Raw genomic sequence first — 15,431 nt, forward strand, 5'->3', positions numbered from 1 at the left:
AGACAATGCGAACCAAGTTAGGAAAGCCGAGATGAGATTTAAAGCTGCCCTGTTTCACTTCATCGTCATTTTCGCCGCTGCCTTTTCCGCCTCGGTGGCCGTGGCTCAGGAGCGGACATTGCAACTGGTCGGCCTCGGCGACAGCCTCATGGCCGGGTACCAGCTGCCCCCCAATGACAGCTACACTGCACAGCTTGAAGCTGCATTAAAGGCGAAAGGCATCAATGTTGTCGTCACCAATGCCGGCGTGTCCGGCGATACCTCCTCCGGCGGTCTGGCGCGGGCGGAATGGTCGGTTCCTGATGGTACCGACGGGGTCATTCTGGAACTCGGCGCCAATGATGCGCTGCGTGGTATCGCGCCGGAACAGACGGAAAAGAACCTCGATGCCATCATTTCCGGTTTTCAGAAACGCAACATAGCCGTCTTGCTGGTCGGCATTATGGCGCCGCCGAATATGGGCGAAGATTATGCCAAGCGCTTCAATCCGATCTATCCGCAGCTTGCGGAAAAGTACAACCTGGCGCTTTATCCGTTCTTTCTGGATGGCGTGGTGACGGATGATAAGCTGAAGCTGGACGACAAGATGCACCCCAATACGCAGGGAGTTGCCATGATGGTGGAGAAATCTTTGCCGGCTGTTGAAAGCTTCATCAAGACAATCGGTGCGCAAAAAAATAAGCACTTGCGCCCGTCTGCATTGCGTGATTCGCTATGCTTGTTCTGCCAAGAGATTCGGGGAGCTCGCCATGCCGAGACTGTTTATCGCCCTCGAAATTCCGCGCAATGCGGCTATGAGCCTTTCATTGTTGCGCGGTGGTCTGCCGGGAGCCCGGTGGATCGATGTGGAGAATTATCACATAACCCTGCGTTTTATCGGCGATATCGACGGGAGAACCGCCGATGAGGTCGTTGATAGGCTGGACCGGATCGAGAGGCCGGAATTCCAGCTCAATCTCAACGGTATGGGTTCCTTCGGCTCCAAGAAACCGCATTCCATCTGGGCAGGGGTTTCCCCCTCGCCGGAAATGCATGCGCTTCAGGCGGAGGTCGAAAGAATTTGCCAGAGGATCGGTCTCCCGCCGGATCCGCGCAAATTCATGCCGCATGTGACGTTGGCGCGGCTGCGCTCCTCTCGTCTGGACGATGTGGTGCACTATCTCTCCGGACGCGGCAATTTCCGCACTTCGCCCTTCACGGTCGGTCGTTTTGTGCTGATGTCGTCGAAGGAATCGGTGGGCGGTGGGCCTTACATCGTGGAAGAGGTGTTTCCGCTTCACGAGGCGCGGTCCAGCTCCATCTTTTCGAGCAACGAGCTGCATCCCGCCAAAAGCATGTTGTAGACGGCCACAAAGCCGTCCTCGCCACCGAAATAGGGATCGGGGACGCTTTCATGGCGTCCCGAAGCATAGTCCAGAAACAGGTGGATTTTGTGCCTCTGGTTTTCGGGTGCCTTTTGAAGCAGCTTCGCCAGATTGCTGCCGTCCATGGCAAAGATGAGATCGAAGGTTTCGAAATCGGCCTGGCTGACCTGCCGCGCGCGCTGCCGGGAAATATCGATGCCGTGTTTGTGGGCTATCGCGATGGATCTGCGGTCCGGGGCGGTGCCGGTGTGCCAGCCGCCGGTGCCGGCGGAATCGACGGTGAGTTGGCGGGATAGGCCTTCGCTTTCGGCAAGGTTTGTCAAAATGCCTTCGGCAAGCGGTGAGCGGCAGATATTGCCCATGCAGACAAAAAGAACGGCTGTATGTTTCATGAAATATGCGTCGATCCGGTCGTTGAGGCGTTAATGTTTGTCCGAAACAGCGGATCGCATGTCAAGCGGAGGCAAGATGCATGAAATATCCCAGACTTGAACCGGAAGCCGTCCGGCAGGCGCTTTTAAAACTCGAAGGCTGGTCCCTGCGCGAGGACGGGGCGGCAATCGTCCGGTCCTTCAAGTTTGCGAGTTTTGCGGAGGCTTTCGGTTTCATGGCCGAGTCCGCTCTCGTGGCGGAAAGGCTCAATCATCATCCCGAATGGTCCAACGTCTATTCGCGGGTCAGGGTCTGCCTTACGACCCACGATTCGCAGGGCGTGACCGAGCGGGATTTTCTTCTGGCCGAGGCCATGCAGAAGGCGGCGACGGGCCGTGGGAATTGAACAGCGGGCTTTAAGTCCCATATAATAGCCGTGACCGGAGGACCGTCGATCATGGATGATGTGAAAATCGGTGAAATTCTTTTGCCCGGGGAAACCGGGAGCCAGGGTGAACGCGAACGCGTCGTGCGCGCCAAATTCTGGCCAAAGCTGAAGCGTGTGATGACCAAGGTGCCCTTCGCGCGCGATGCGGCAGCGGCCTATTATTGCGCGATCGACCGGGATACGCCGCTGCGTGCCAAGGGCATCATTCTGGCCGCGCTCGCCTACTTCATTATGCCGCTGGATGCCATACCGGACATGCTGGCGGTCGTCGGCTTCACCGACGATATCGCTGTCATGACGGCGGCGTTTGCAATGATCCGCGCCCATATCAAGATGGAACATTACGATGCGGCGGATGCCATGCTGAAACGGCAGCAGGAGGCCGAATAACACGTCTGTGATGAGGAGGCTCTTCGGAGCCGGGCAGGCGACAAATTGTTGCCTGAATTTGTGTGTCATAGACATGACGGGAAGGGCGTGCCACGCCTTTCTTCTCAGGGTGCGGGCGTAGCCGATCTGTAACACTGCAAGACGTTTTCGGCATTTTATGCGTGTTGTTGACGGTTTGGTAACCGCTTCCTGACCACAATGAGAAAAGACGATCCGCACCTGAACGTGGCCGATCCAGAAAATGGAGCCCGCCGCTGCTTCGGGCTAATGGAAGACAATAACCCGGCAGGAAATTCTATGTTTGTAAGAAGTGTAGCAACCGCAGTGGCCATTTTGCTGACCAGCGTCGGCGTAGCATCTGCACAGTCGCCCACGCGTATCCAGCAGTTCAATGCATGGGGCGCCTATTCGTACAAATCGGGTAACAGCACCGTCTGCTACGTTCTTTCCATTCCGACCTCCAAGGAACCGGCGAGCGTCGATCACGGCGATATCTTCTTCATCGTGTCGCAGCGCCCCGGCCAGAATATTTCCTACGAGCCGCAGGCCATGGTTGGTTACACGCTGAAGCAGGGCTCCAAGGTCAACGTCACGATCGACAACAAGAACTTCGTGATGTTCACCAAGGACAAGGCTGCCTGGGTTGAAAATGCCGCTGAGGAACCCGCTCTCGTGGCCGCGATGAAGGGCGGCAAGTCGATGACGGTCAAGGCGGTTTCCGGTCGCGGCACCGCGACCTCCTATTCCTATTCGCTGTCGGGTATTTCGGCTGCTTTCAAGCAGATCGAGAGCTGCAAGTAATCCTGACGCTTTGTCAGCTTTGTGAATGGCCGGTCATCGACCGGCCATTTGCATTTTTGCTTGTTTGATGCTAAAGGCGCGGCAACATTGACAGGCGGACGCGCGAAAAGTGCTCCGCCTTTGATTTTCTCGACATGCAGACGATTTTCCGCCTTTCCGAAGGGCTGGTCGTGCGATGCATTGGATGATGGGATAGCGTGATGTCCGTATTGCATGCCCCTGCCGGTCTGGCAGTCAAAACTCCCTGATCGCCAATAGCGATCTCATGTCCGGCAAGCCATCGCTGATTGGTTTGACGCGTGAGGAAATGGGCGAGGCGCTGGCCGAGATCGGCGTGCCGCAGAAGCAGCTGAAGATGCGCGTCAGCCAGTTGTGGAACTGGCTTTATGTGCGCGGCGTCTCGGATTTTGACAACATGAACAATGTTGCCAAGGAGCTTCGGGAAAAGCTGAAGGCCGCCTTCACCATCGCCCGCCCGGAAATCGTCGAGGAGCAGATCTCCAATGACGGTACCCGCAAATGGCTGATGCGTTTTCCGCCGCGCGGAGCGGGGCGTCCCGTCGAGATCGAGACGGTCTATATTCCCGAAGAGGGGCGCGGCACGTTGTGCATCTCGAGCCAGGTCGGCTGTTCGCTGACCTGTTCCTTCTGTCACACCGGCACCCAGCGTCTGGTGCGCAACCTGACGGCCGAGGAAATTCTCGCCCAGCTTCTGCTTGCCCGCGACCGGCTCGGCGATTTTCCCGATGGTTCGACGCCGGTTGGTGCTTACGTGCCGAACGAAGGCCGCAAGGTTTCCAACATCGTGATGATGGGTATGGGCGAACCGCTCTACAATTTCGAGCATGTGAAGACGGCACTTCTGATCGCCACCGATGGCGATGGCCTATCGCTCTCCAAGCGCCGCGTGACCCTGTCCACCTCCGGCGTCGTACCGGAAATCTTCCGCACGGGCGATGAGATCGGCGTCATGCTGGCGATTTCGCTGCATGCGGTGCGTGACGATCTGCGCGACATGCTGGTGCCGATCAACAAGAAATATCCGCTGAAGGAGCTGATCGAGGCCTGCCGTAATTATCCTGGTGTCTCCAACGCCCGCCGCATCACCTTCGAATATGTGATGCTGAAGGATGTGAACGACAGCCTGGAAGACGCCAAGATGCTGGTGCAGCTTCTGAGGGGCGTTCCGGCCAAGATCAACCTCATTCCGTTCAACCCGTGGCCGGGCACGAACTACCAGTGCTCCGAATGGGCGCAGATCGAGAAATTCGCAGATTTCATCAATCAGGCGGGTTATGCCTCGCCGATCCGCACCCCGCGCGGCCGCGATATTCTTGCCGCCTGCGGTCAGCTGAAGTCGGAATCCGAGCGCATGCGCAAGACCGAAAGGCTGGCTTTCGAGGCGATGATGATCGCCAACCACGGTGCGGACGACTGAATCGACGCCAATTGCGGCAGAAAGCTTGCTTCGTTGCGGTTCTTTGATTGATTTCGGGCGGTCTTGTTTCTAATAAGACGGCAATAAGAAACCAACTGGAGGATACCTATGCGTGCATTCATTCTGGCGCTCGCAGCCGCGAGCGCCCTCGTTCTGCCGGCCAAGGCCGAAACCGTTACCGTCGCTGTCACCGCCATTGTTGAACATCCGGCGCTCGACGCTGCACGGGATGGCGTCAAGGCGGCTCTTGCTGAGGCCGGTTACAAGGAAGGCGAGAACCTCAAGTTCCTCTACGAGTCCGCGCAGGGCAATCCCGGTACCGCAGCACAGATCGCGCGTCAGTTCGTGGGCGAAGCTCCGAACGTCATCGTGCCGATCTCCACGCCATCAGCTCAGGCCGTCGTTGCGGCCACGCGTGATATTCCGGTCGTCTTCACGGCAGTTTCCGATCCGGTTGGCGCACAGCTCGTCAAGAGCATGGAAAAGCCCGGCCGCAACGTGACCGGCCTTTCCGACATGCTGCCGGTCGGCGAACATCTGGCGCTGATCAAGGAAATCTCGCCGAACGCCAAGTCCGTCGGCTTCATCTACAACTCCGCCGAAGCCAACTCCGTCTCGACGCTTGCAGCGCTGAAGGCTGAAGCCGAAAAGGCAGGTCTGAAGGTCGTTGAATCCGTCGCTACCAAGTCCGCTGAAGTTCAGGGCGCAACGCGCGCGCTGGTCGGCAAGGCTGACGTGATCTACGTGCCGACCGACAACACCATCGTCTCCGCTTTCGAGGCGGCAGCAGGTGTTGCGAGCGAAGCCAAGATTCCGCTCTACGCTGCCGATACGGATTCCGTCGCGCGCGGTGCGGTTGCGGCCCTCGGCTTCAACTATTTCGACGTTGGCAAACAGACTGGCGCTGTCGTGGTCCGCATCCTCAAGGGTGAAAAGCCGGGCGACATTCCGGCAACCGTTGCCGTTGGTACGGACCTGGTGATCAACAAGAAGGCCGCTGAAAAAGCCGGCGTCACCTTCCCGGAAAGCGTGACCAAGCGCGCCACCAAGGTCATCGACTAAACAACCGAACTTCGGGCGGCGGCAAACCCGCCGCCCGCTTTGCGCGGCACGAAAACGATGCCCGCATCCGCCGACGTGGCGGCAATAACAAGGACATTACCGTGAGCCAAATCGCTTTCTGGGGTGCCGTGGAGCTTGGACTGGTCTTCGCCTTTGTGGCGATCGGCGTCTATCTCGCTTTCCGGGTACTTGATTTTCCTGATCTGACCGTGGACGGTTCGTTTCCGCTCGGCGCGGCCGTTGCGGCCGTGATGATCATTGCTGGTCTCAATGCCTGGGTGGCGACAGCGATTGCGATGGTTGCCGGCGCCGGCGCCGGCATCGTTACGGCCACGCTGAATGTCCGGTTCAAGATACTCAACCTGCTTGCGTCGATCCTGACGATGATCGCACTGTTTTCGGTGAACCTTCGGGTGATGGGAAAACCGAATGTGGCATTGCTCAATCAGGATACGATGATCTCGCCATTCTACGGTCTCGGTCTTTCCGAATATCTCGTGCGGCCGCTTTTCGTAGGTGCGCTGGTATTGATCGCCGTCATTCTCGTCTGGCGTTTCCTTGAGAGCGATGCCGGCCTTGCCATGCGGGCAACCGGCGCGAATGCACGGATGGCGCGGGCGCAGGGTGTGAAGACCGGTAACCAGATCTATCTCGGCATGGCGCTTTCGAATGCGCTTGTCGCTCTCGGCGGCGCGCTTTTTGCGCAGACCAATGGTTTTGCGGATGTGACGGCCGGTGTCGGCACTATCGTCGTCGGGCTTGCCGCGGTCATCATCGGCGAAACGCTGTTTGGCTCGCGGGGCATTCTGATTGCGCTGATCGGCTGCGTTTTCGGCTCCATCGCCTATCGTCTTGCCATCCAGCTCGCTTTGTCGAGCGATGTGCTGGGTCTCAAGGCGTCCGATCTCAATTTCGTTACGGCGGTATTGGTGGCCATCGCGCTGATCCTGCCTCGACTGCGCCGCGGGGGAGCAACATCGTGATTTCCCTTTCCGACATTCAGGTCATCTTCGGGCGCGGCACGCCGTTGCAAAAGCAGGCGCTGGCCAAGATCGATCTTACCATCGAGGATGGTTCTTTCGTTACCGTTATCGGCTCGAACGGCGCGGGTAAATCCACGCTGCTCGGCGTTCTGGCGGGTGACGTCCTGCCGACGGCCGGAAAGGTGATGGTTGGCGGTGCCGATGTCACACGCAAAACGACCGCCAGCCGGGCGGGACGCGTGGCACGCGTGTTTCAGGACCCGCTGGCAGGCAGCTGCGGCGCGCTCACCATCGAGGAAAATCTCGCGCTTGCGGCATCTCGCGGGCAGCGACGCGGGTTGTTGCCGGCGCTTGGGCGCGGCCGGCGGGATTTCTTCAAGGAACGTATCGCCTCGCTCAATCTCGGTCTGGAAAATCGCCTGAAGGACCGCATGGACCTGTTGTCCGGCGGGCAAAGGCAGGCGGTCTCGCTTGTCATGGCGACGCTTTCCGGCTCGGACGTCTTGCTGCTTGACGAGCATACGGCGGCACTTGATCCGGGCATGGCGGAATTTGTGATGGAGCTGACCCGCAAGGTGGTTTCCGAGCGCAAGCTGACGACGCTGATGGTCACCCATTCCATGCGTCAGGCACTGGATTATGGCACTCGCACGATCATGCTGCATGCCGGCGAAATCGTGCTCGACGTCTCCGGTGACAGCCGCAAGGATCTGGAAGTCGAAGACCTGATCGACATGTTCCGCAAGATACGCGGCCAGACGCTCGATGACGACGAGCTGTTGATTGGCTGATTTATTCGAAAGGCGCCTGCGGGCGCCTTTTTTGTTTGTCCGTCAGCGCGTCTGCGTGAGAAAAATCTTGACGGCGAAAAGCGAAAAGACGCCGGCGATCGTATAGTCCAGCCCGCGCAGAACCTTTCGGTTGCGTTGCAGCCAGGCGGATAGGACATCGGCGGCGACAACGATGCCGATGCCGATCGGAAGCGCCACGATGATGGACCAGAGCCCAAGGAAAATCAGCTTGCCGGTGACGTGCGGATCGGACGCGCTGACGAATTGCGGCAGGAAGGTCATGAAAAAGATGATGACCTTCGGGTTCAGGAGATTGACCCAGATGCCGTTCAGCAACGCCGATTTCAGCGAGGATTGCGGTTTTTCGCCTGTGGTCTTGACCATCACGAAATCCGAGCCCTTGCGGATCGCCTGAATGGCGAGCCACACCAGATAGGCAGCCCCGCCGGTCTTCAGGATCAGGAAGGCTGTCGGAGATGCGACGATGAGGGCAGCGACGCCAAAGGCGACCAGCATCGTATGCACGGTGATGCCGAGATTGGTTCCCACAAGGGTCATGAAACCCGCTGCCCGGCCCTCGCGTATCGACCGGCTGATCCACAGCGTCATGTCAGGCCCGGGCGTTACCGCCAGAAGCAGAATGGCGACGGTGAAAGCGGCAAGTGTTGGCAGGCTCGGAACGAAATCCATTGCGGCACCCATAAAACTGGAGATTGCCGTTGCTTAACGCGAATTCGTGTTTCTGCCAATGTTTTTGCGCGTGAGCATATCTCGGGGCGAAGGCGAAACCGATCAAAAAAAGCGAGGAGCCGCCGCAACGTTCAAATCGCGGCGGCCCAGAGCATTCAGTTTTTGAGGAAGGTGGTGAAGGCGGCGGAATATTCCGTGTGCCAGCGCGACAACGGCGGACGGTTGTGGACGATGTCTTGAGCGGCCCAGAGAATGCGTTTCTCGTCCGTCGGACGATCCACTTCGCCATCCGGGCAGAGAATGTAGAAATCCCCCCTGGCGATGCTCTCGATCATGAAATCGACGGTCTGTTCACCGGTCCATGCCCCCGCGGGTTTTTCCGTTCTGCCGTGGGCGGTCAGGCCGGTGAAGACGAAACCGGGGATCAGAAGATGGGCGGAAACCGCACAGCCTGGAATATTGCGCAGCTCGTGCTGAAGCGCTTCCGTGAAGGCTTTGACGCCGGCCTTGGAGACATTGTAGGCCGGATCGCCCGGCGGAGTGGTGATGCCCTGTTTCGAGCCGGTATTGATGATGAGCGAGGCCTCGCCATGGGCGACCATGCCCTGCCCGAACACCCGGCTGCCATTCACGACGCCCATCAGGTTGACGTTGATGACTTTTTCCCAATTAGCCTGTGCGCCGAAGATGGCGCTGCCCGGCTGGATGCCGGCATTGTTCATCAATACGTGAACCCGCCCGAAACGCTGGATGACGGCGCGCTCCAAGGCCTCCAGCTCATCGAGCTTCGATACGTCGGTCGGTATTGCGACGATCTGTGCCTCGCCGTCCTTTGCGATGGTCAGAATATCTGCGTGCGCCGCGGCGAGCCTGTCGCCGTCGAGATCGACGAGCACGACGCTCATGCCGAAACCGGCGAATTTTCGGGCGGCGGCAAGTCCGATACCAGAGGCCGCGCCGGTGATGACAGCGACATTATCTTCCTTGAATGCGGGGTGGATGGTCGTCATAGGTTTTCCCTTCGCGTCGTTTTTTGCTGTTTCCAGCCGTTTGCAACGTTGCCTGAACCCTGATTGGCTTCATTCACGGTCTTCAAGTCGATCGCGCCGCTCCATGTTAAAGCGCGAAACCGCATAATGCATGTGACAATCCGTTCGTTCCGGTCATGACGAGCTGTTGCGGGGATTTGACCTTTCGCAAATGCCTATTGCCCTTTCGTCCTATTCGTTGTTTTGTCGGGCATCTTTTCCGAAAATCGCTTCACAGTTTTCGGGTTGCACTGTAAAAGTGCCGAAATCCCAAGGAAATGGCGGTACTCTGATGCCGTCATCATGCAGATGGACATCACAATGGCACTCCCGAAAGACGTTAAGAAAGTCGTTCTCGCCTATTCCGGCGGCCTCGACACCTCGATCATCCTGAAGTGGCTTCAGACGGAACTCGGCGCTGAGGTCGTGACCTTCACCGCCGATCTCGGCCAGGGCGAAGAGCTTGAGCCGGCGCGCAAGAAGGCCGAGCTGCTGGGCATCAAGGAAATCTTCGTCGAGGACGTCCGCGAAGAGTTCGTGCGTGATTTCGTTTTCCCGATGTTCCGTGCCAACGCCGTTTATGAAGGTGTCTATCTGCTGGGCACCTCCATCGCGCGCCCGCTGATTTCCAAGCACCTGATCGAGATCGCCAAGAAGACCGGCGCCGACGCCATTGCGCACGGCGCCACCGGCAAGGGCAACGACCAGGTTCGTTTCGAGCTTTCGGCCTATGCGCTGAACCCGGATATCAAGATCATCGCTCCGTGGCGCGACTGGACGTTCAAGAGCCGGACCGATCTTCTCGAATTTGCCGAACAGAACCAGATCCCGGTTGCCAAGGACAAGAAGGGCGAAGCGCCTTTCTCCGTTGATGCCAACCTGCTGCATTCCTCGTCCGAGGGCAAGGTTCTGGAAGACCCGGCTAAGGAAGCCCCGGAATATGTGCATATGCGCACCATTTCCCCGGAAGCGGCCCCGGACAAGGCAACCGTCATCAAGGTCGGTTTCCGCAAGGGCGATGCGTGCTCCATCAACGGCGTCGAAATGTCGCCTGCCACGCTTCTGGCGACGCTCAACAATTACGGTCGCGAAAATGGCATCGGCCGTCTCGATCTGGTCGAGAACCGTTTCGTCGGCATGAAGTCGCGCGGCGTTTACGAAACGCCCGGCGGCACGATCCTGCTCGCCGCACATCGTGCGATCGAGTCCATCACGCTTGACCGCGGCGCTGCGCATCTGAAGGACGATTTAATGCCGCGTTACGCGGAACTCATCTATTACGGCTTCTGGTTCTCGCCCGAGCGCGAGATGCTGCAGGCCCTGATCGACAAGAGCCAGGAACATGTGGAAGGCGAAGTGACGCTGAAGCTCTACAAGGGCAATGTCATGGTAACCGGCCGTGAGAGCGCGAAGTCGCTCTATTCCGACGCACTGGTGACGTTCGAGGACGACCACGGCGCTTACGACCAGAAGGATGCTGCGGGCTTCATCAAGCTCAACGCCCTGCGCCTGCGCACTCTGGCCAAGCGTAATCTCGGCAAGTAATTCTGCTGAAGCGTGAATTAGAAAAACCCGCAGGTGGCAACGCCTGCGGGTTTTTTCATGTCTCTCTTTTGGAGACGATACGGAAACCGATGTAACTGGCAACAGCCACGAATTCCATCACCGGGATGATGATGCCGAAGCCGATTAGCGGCGAACCAATGAGTGAGGCCGCAGTCCCGCCCGCAAAACCCGATCCCATCTGGATGAAGCCCATCATGGCCGATGCCGAGCCGGCGATATGCGGGAAGGGGGCAAGTGCTGCCGTGACCATCGACGGCGTCAACAGCGCGATCCCAACTGTCGCCACCGCGACGGGCCCCATGATGGAGAGGAAGGATGGCGGTACCAGGAACACTGACAGCATGATGAGAAGACCGCCTGTGCCGGAAAAACAGAGGCCAAGCATGACCGAACGGCGGTCGCCCAGCCTCGGCGTGATATAACGCAGGGCAATCGAGCCGAAGAAATAAGCGCCGGTCTGCATCAGCATGCCGACACCGAAGGCGGTTGGGGACATGCCGACCTTATTGATGAGGATGAAGGTGAGCATGGTGGCTTGCGCATAAAGCGCGCCGATGGAGCCGCCGAGCACGAGGGCAGCCAGGAGAAAACGCGGCTGCGTTAGTAACGTGCCATAGGCAGACAGAAGGCGTCGGGGTCGGATCCTGCTTTTATCCGGCACCGTCGTTTCACGCAGGAAAAGCACCACGGACAGAATGGCGATGGCTCCGAGGCCGGCCATGAGGAAAAACACCGATTGCCAGCCGAAAGCCGCAAGCGAAAGCCCGCCGATCGTCGGTCCAAGAGCGGGACCAACGGCGAGCATGATGCCGATGAGGTTCATGATGCTGGAGGCTTCCGCACCGGTGAACTGGTCGCGCACCACGGCGCGCGCCACGGTCATGCCGACGGATGCCCCGATGCCCTGAACCAGCCGGGCAAAGAGCAGCACTTCAATCGTCGGGGCGAAGATGGCGAGCAAGCCGCCGCCCAGAAAGATCGAGAGGAAGAAGAGGCTCGCCTTGCGCCGCCCGAAGGCGTCGGAGGCTGGCCCCGCAAGCAGTTGGGCTATGGCGAAACCGGCAAAATAGAGCGAGAGGCTGAGTTTTACGGCGGACTCTGTGGTTGCGAAAGCCCGTGTCAGTTCCGGCATGGCCGGTGTGTAGATCGACATGGAAATGGGCGCCAGCGCCGTCAGAAACGCGCCAAGCAGTGCCGTGCGCTTTTTGGACATGATGGTTTTTGACAATTGCGATCAGCCGTTCTGGACCGGATGTTCCGGTTGCAGATTGTTGCGAAGCGTCTGCAGGAAGCTGCGGAAGAGGGCGACTTCTTCTTCGTTCAGCCCCTGTGTGGCCTGAAGAACGAGCTGGTCGATTTCCTGCCCGACGGCTTCCAGCATGTCGGCGGAGGTTTTCGTCAGGACGATGCGTTTGGAGCGTCTGTCCTGCGGGTCCTGCTGGCGTTCTATAAGATTGAGCGACTGCAACTTGTCGAGATAGGCGCAGATCGTCATGGGTTCGATGCCGAGACGGGCGGCGATATCCGCCTGCTTGCTGCCATCGACAACCGCAACCGTCAGCAACGCTCTCGCTTCGCCGGGGGTAAGGCCCAGCCCTGCTTCGGATATACGGCGCTCAAATGCACTGTTCAGCAGACGTGCGCCGCTGTTCAGCAAAAATGCCAGTGAATCTTTTTCGCGTTTAGTGCCCATGCTTCGCCTTTTCGTAAGTCAGCCTTACTAACTTCCGGGCGATAAGCAATGGTGCATAAATCATATTATCGAAAATCGAGTAAAGTATTTGTCAGTTTGATTGCGGGACGTCCAGCAACTTTGCCTGTCATCATTACGTCGAGGCAAAAAAAGACAAGACGTCCTGCATTTTTTCCACTTCATCCGTCGTGCCGATGGAACGGGCAATTTCGATCCGGTCGGAAAAATACGTCACGAAGTCGAAATTCGTGTCGTCGGTCACGTCGGCAATGTCGATCACCTCGCCATTGGCATTCAACGTTTGTGCCGGAAGTTCGGATGAAAGCTCAAGCCAGGTATCGTGGCTGATTTTCCCCGTATCATAATATTCCTGTGCGATTTCCCGTAATTGCCGGGGGCTGACACGGGTGAAATCGATGCGGTCTATGGTTTCTTCAAAGCCGGTGGCTGCATCGGACGGGGCTGCCTTGCCGAAATCGGTACTTCCCACGGATCTGGTGTTTCTGGGATTGTCCCTGAAAAGGAAACTATTAGCAGACCTTAAAGAATAAATCTCCATAATACATATCTCCATCATGGGATATTATTGCGAGAAATCAAAACATGCCATCATCATGCCGGTCAATACTTGGTGGCGGCGGTGATTGCGTATTCCACATCAAATTCCGGCATATTGAATTGGTGGTGGAGGCGTGCCCATATGGGCTTAAACCGGAATTGTACAAGGAAGATGAAATGCCATCCAAGACCGCGCCCTATCCCGCACTCGTTAACTGGAACGGTCAGAACGGTCTGCCGAAATTCGATGCGGTCAAGGATGAGGATTTTGCCCCGGCCTTCGAAGCCGCCCTTTTGTCCCACGAGCTGGAAATCGATGCGATTGCCGGCAATCCACAGGCGCCGACCTTCGAAAACACCGTGACCGCACTCGAAATTGCCGGAGACGAGCTTTCGCGCATTTCGGCGCTGTTCTGGAACCGGGCTGGCGCACACACCAATGCCAACATTCAGGCGCTGGAGCGGGAAATAGCGCCGAAAATGTCACGGCACTATTCAAAGATCGGTATGAACGAGGCGCTGTTCAAACGCATCGACACGCTGTGGGAAACGCGCGAGGCGCTTGCCCTGACAGGCGAGGAAAAGCGCGTTCTCGAACGGCACTGGAAGGGTTTCGTGCGCTCCGGCGCTAAGTTGCAGAAAGGCCCGCAGGAACGGCTGGCGGCGATCAACGAGGAGCTTGCCGGTCTCGGCGCCAATTTCGGGCAGAATGTGCTGGCGGATGAAAAGAGCTGGAAACTTCTGCTTTCCTCGGACGATGAGCTTGCCGGCATTCCCGGTTTTCTGCGTGACGCGATGGCGGGTGCTGCCCGTGAACATGGCGAAGACGGCAAATTCGCAGTTACCCTTTCCCGCTCCATCATCGAGCCTTTCCTGACCTTTTCCGAGCGCCGCGATTTGCGTGAACAGGCCTTTAAGGCATGGGCAGCGCGCGGCGAAAACGGCGGTGAGACCGACAATCGCGAAATCGTCCACCGCACGCTGGAACTGCGTGAGGAAAAGGCGAAGCTTCTCGGCTACAAGAATTTTGCTGCCTACAAGCTGGACGACACGATGGCGAAGACGCCGGATGCTGTGAACGGCCTTCTGGGGCAAGTCTGGGAAAAGGCGGTGCTCCGCGCAGGTGAGGAAGAGGCTGAACTTGCCGCCCTCATCACGCAAGAGGGCAAGAACCACGAGGTCATGCCCTGGGACTGGCGCCACTATGCGGAAAAGCTGCGGGCGCGGAAATTCAGCTTCTCCGAGACTGAATTGAAGCCCTATCTGCAACTGGAAAAGATCATCGAGGCTTGCTTCGATGTGGCCAACCGGCTCTTTGCAATTCGCGCCGTCGAAACAAAGGGCGTTGCCGCCTATCACCCGGATGTGCGGGTTTTCGAAATCCGCGACGACAAGGGTGATCTGAAAGCCATGTTCCTCGGCGATTATTTCGCCCGTCCCTCCAAGCGTTCCGGCGCGTGGATGAGTTCGTTCCAGTCGCAGCACAAGCTGCCTTTAAAGAACGGCACAGTCGGCGAAATACCGATCATCTACAATGTCTGCAATTTTGCAAAACCGGCCGAGGGAAAACCTGCGCTGCTGTCGCTTGATGATGCGCGCACGCTGTTCCACGAATTCGGCCACGCCCTGCACGGCATGTTATCCAATGTCACCTATCCTTCCGTTTCCGGAACAGGTGTCTCGCGCGATTTCGTCGAGTTGCCGTCGCAGCTTTACGAACATTGGCTGACCGTGCCGGAAATTCTGGAAAAATACGCCCTGCACTATGAAACCGGCGCGCCGATGCCGAAAGCTCTGCTGGACAAGGTTCTGGCGGCCCAGACCTTCAATGCCGGTTTCAGCACTGTCGAGTTCACCTCTTCTGCCATCGTCGACATGGCCTTCCATACCCGCGAAAGCGTTGGCGATCCCATGGTCGTGCAAGGCGAGGTGCTTTCCGCCCTGAACATGCCGAAGTCCATCGTCATGCGGCATGCGACGCCGCATTTCCAGCATGTGTTTTCCGGTGATGGTTATTCGGCCGGTTATTATTCCTACATGTGGTCGGAGGTGCTGGACGCCGATGCGTTTTCTGCCTTCGAGGAAACCGGTAATGCCTTCGATGGCGAGATGGCGCGCAGGCTGAAAGACAATATCTACTCCGTCGGCGGCTCGATTGATCCGGAGGAGGCCTATCTCGCTTTTCGCGGCAAGATGCCAAGTCCGGAGGCCATGCTTTTGAAGCGCGGCCTCGTATAAAAGACTGTC

General features: G+C 58.0%; 16 protein-coding genes and 1 pseudogene. 11 read left to right on the forward strand and 6 right to left on the reverse strand.

The window, feature by feature from the left end:
* Nucleotides 1-31: 31 nt before the first annotated feature.
* Both RBH10_RS23420 and thpR read left to right on the forward strand, forming a co-directional pair.
* A pseudogene (locus RBH10_RS23420) lies at nt 32-676 on the forward strand (arylesterase); the annotation flags it as partial.
* Between the two features lie 73 nt (nt 677-749).
* A complete protein-coding gene (gene thpR, locus RBH10_RS23425) occupies nt 750-1,343 on the forward strand; it encodes an RNA 2',3'-cyclic phosphodiesterase (protein WP_281038249.1) in 594 nt (197 codons plus the stop codon).
* Here the strand turns inward: thpR and RBH10_RS23430 are convergent.
* Nucleotides 1,277-1,756 (reverse strand): low molecular weight protein-tyrosine-phosphatase, encoded by a 480-nt coding sequence (locus RBH10_RS23430; RefSeq protein WP_281038248.1) that lies wholly within the window; start codon nt 1,754-1,756, stop codon nt 1,277-1,279. The two genes, thpR and RBH10_RS23430, sit on opposite strands and share 67 nt — an antisense overlap.
* An 80-nt stretch (nt 1,757-1,836) precedes the next feature.
* On the opposite strand from RBH10_RS23430, the gene RBH10_RS23435 reads away from it, so the two are divergent.
* The 7 genes from RBH10_RS23435 to RBH10_RS23465 all read left to right on the forward strand — a co-directional run bounded on the left by RBH10_RS23435 (nt 1,837) and on the right by RBH10_RS23465 (nt 7,649).
* On the forward strand, nt 1,837-2,142 hold the full coding sequence (locus RBH10_RS23435; protein ID WP_045021280.1) for a 4a-hydroxytetrahydrobiopterin dehydratase: 306 nt from the start codon (nt 1,837-1,839) through the stop codon (nt 2,140-2,142).
* Nucleotides 2,143-2,193: 51 nt separating this feature from the next.
* Nucleotides 2,194-2,574, forward strand: a complete 381-nt coding sequence (locus tag RBH10_RS23440) for a YkvA family protein (RefSeq protein ID WP_045021278.1) — start codon at nt 2,194-2,196, stop codon at nt 2,572-2,574.
* 297 nt (nt 2,575-2,871) lie between these two features.
* The gene (locus tag RBH10_RS23445) at nt 2,872-3,375 is read left to right on the forward strand and encodes an invasion associated locus B family protein (RefSeq protein WP_045021276.1); all 504 of its coding nucleotides are present in this window, start codon (nt 2,872-2,874) and stop codon (nt 3,373-3,375) included.
* A gap of 265 nt (nt 3,376-3,640) precedes the next feature.
* Nucleotides 3,641-4,813 (forward strand): 23S rRNA (adenine(2503)-C(2))-methyltransferase RlmN, encoded by a 1,173-nt coding sequence (rlmN, locus tag RBH10_RS23450; protein ID WP_139020871.1) that lies wholly within the window; start codon nt 3,641-3,643, stop codon nt 4,811-4,813.
* Between the two features lie 108 nt (nt 4,814-4,921).
* Nucleotides 4,922-5,875, forward strand: a complete 954-nt coding sequence (locus RBH10_RS23455) for an ABC transporter substrate-binding protein (protein ID WP_045021272.1) — start codon at nt 4,922-4,924, stop codon at nt 5,873-5,875.
* A gap of 101 nt (nt 5,876-5,976) precedes the next feature.
* Nucleotides 5,977-6,858, forward strand: coding sequence for an ABC transporter permease (locus RBH10_RS23460; RefSeq protein WP_281038247.1), 882 nt, complete (start codon nt 5,977-5,979; stop codon nt 6,856-6,858).
* Complete coding sequence (locus tag RBH10_RS23465; RefSeq protein ID WP_281038246.1) at nt 6,855-7,649, forward strand: ABC transporter ATP-binding protein; 795 nt, start codon at nt 6,855-6,857, stop codon at nt 7,647-7,649. Before RBH10_RS23460 ends, RBH10_RS23465 begins: the two co-directional genes overlap by 4 nt.
* 42 nt (nt 7,650-7,691) lie before the next feature.
* Here RBH10_RS23465 and RBH10_RS23470 read toward each other — a convergent pair whose 3' ends face one another.
* On the reverse strand, nt 7,692-8,339 hold the full coding sequence (locus tag RBH10_RS23470; protein ID WP_045021267.1) for a LysE family translocator: 648 nt from the start codon (nt 8,337-8,339) through the stop codon (nt 7,692-7,694).
* Nucleotides 8,340-8,494: 155 nt separating this feature from the next.
* Nucleotides 8,495-9,349 (reverse strand): SDR family NAD(P)-dependent oxidoreductase, encoded by an 855-nt coding sequence (locus RBH10_RS23475; RefSeq protein ID WP_281038245.1) that lies wholly within the window; start codon nt 9,347-9,349, stop codon nt 8,495-8,497.
* Between the two features lie 339 nt (nt 9,350-9,688).
* On the opposite strand from RBH10_RS23475, the gene RBH10_RS23480 reads away from it, so the two are divergent.
* On the forward strand, nt 9,689-10,912 hold the full coding sequence (locus tag RBH10_RS23480) for an argininosuccinate synthase (RefSeq protein ID WP_045021318.1): 1,224 nt from the start codon (nt 9,689-9,691) through the stop codon (nt 10,910-10,912).
* A gap of 55 nt (nt 10,913-10,967) precedes the next feature.
* On the opposite strand, the gene RBH10_RS23485 is transcribed toward RBH10_RS23480, so the two are convergent.
* The 3 genes from RBH10_RS23485 to RBH10_RS23495 form a co-directional block, all read right to left on the reverse strand.
* Nucleotides 10,968-12,146, reverse strand: a complete 1,179-nt coding sequence (locus RBH10_RS23485; RefSeq protein ID WP_281038244.1) for a multidrug effflux MFS transporter — start codon at nt 12,144-12,146, stop codon at nt 10,968-10,970.
* Between the two features lie 21 nt (nt 12,147-12,167).
* Entirely contained in the window at nt 12,168-12,626 is a 459-nt protein-coding gene (locus RBH10_RS23490) for a MarR family winged helix-turn-helix transcriptional regulator (RefSeq protein WP_045021261.1), read from the reverse strand.
* A gap of 133 nt (nt 12,627-12,759) precedes the next feature.
* Nucleotides 12,760-13,116: a hypothetical protein gene (locus RBH10_RS23495; protein WP_281038243.1), complete on the reverse strand. Its 357-nt coding sequence runs from the start codon at nt 13,114-13,116 to the stop codon at nt 12,760-12,762.
* Between the two features lie 245 nt (nt 13,117-13,361).
* Here RBH10_RS23495 and RBH10_RS23500 point away from each other — a divergent pair, with 245 nt between their 5' ends.
* The gene (locus tag RBH10_RS23500) at nt 13,362-15,422 is read left to right on the forward strand and encodes a M3 family metallopeptidase (protein WP_281038242.1); all 2,061 of its coding nucleotides are present in this window, start codon (nt 13,362-13,364) and stop codon (nt 15,420-15,422) included.
* Nucleotides 15,423-15,431 lie beyond the last annotated feature (9 nt).

This window comes from Rhizobium sp. AN73, assembly GCF_030757975.1.
Classification (GTDB): domain Bacteria; phylum Pseudomonadota; class Alphaproteobacteria; order Rhizobiales; family Rhizobiaceae; genus Agrobacterium; species Agrobacterium arsenijevicii.

Coding starts and splice junctions, on each gene's coding strand:
- thpR (WP_281038249.1), top strand. CDS start 750: ATGCCGAGACTGTTTATCGCCCTCGAAATTCCGCGCAATGCGGCTATG.
- RBH10_RS23430 (WP_281038248.1), bottom strand. CDS start 1,756: ATGAAACATACAGCCGTTCTTTTTGTCTGCATGGGCAATATCTGCCGC.
- RBH10_RS23435 (WP_045021280.1), top strand. CDS start 1,837: ATGAAATATCCCAGACTTGAACCGGAAGCCGTCCGGCAGGCGCTTTTA.
- RBH10_RS23440 (WP_045021278.1), top strand. CDS start 2,194: ATGGATGATGTGAAAATCGGTGAAATTCTTTTGCCCGGGGAAACCGGG.
- RBH10_RS23445 (WP_045021276.1), top strand. CDS start 2,872: ATGTTTGTAAGAAGTGTAGCAACCGCAGTGGCCATTTTGCTGACCAGC.
- rlmN (WP_139020871.1), top strand. CDS start 3,641: ATGTCCGGCAAGCCATCGCTGATTGGTTTGACGCGTGAGGAAATGGGC.
- RBH10_RS23455 (WP_045021272.1), top strand. CDS start 4,922: ATGCGTGCATTCATTCTGGCGCTCGCAGCCGCGAGCGCCCTCGTTCTG.
- RBH10_RS23470 (WP_045021267.1), bottom strand. CDS start 8,339: ATGGATTTCGTTCCGAGCCTGCCAACACTTGCCGCTTTCACCGTCGCC.
- RBH10_RS23475 (WP_281038245.1), bottom strand. CDS start 9,349: ATGACGACCATCCACCCCGCATTCAAGGAAGATAATGTCGCTGTCATC.
- RBH10_RS23480 (WP_045021318.1), top strand. CDS start 9,689: ATGGCACTCCCGAAAGACGTTAAGAAAGTCGTTCTCGCCTATTCCGGC.
- RBH10_RS23485 (WP_281038244.1), bottom strand. CDS start 12,146: ATGTCCAAAAAGCGCACGGCACTGCTTGGCGCGTTTCTGACGGCGCTG.
- RBH10_RS23490 (WP_045021261.1), bottom strand. CDS start 12,626: ATGGGCACTAAACGCGAAAAAGATTCACTGGCATTTTTGCTGAACAGC.
- RBH10_RS23500 (WP_281038242.1), top strand. CDS start 13,362: ATGCCATCCAAGACCGCGCCCTATCCCGCACTCGTTAACTGGAACGGT.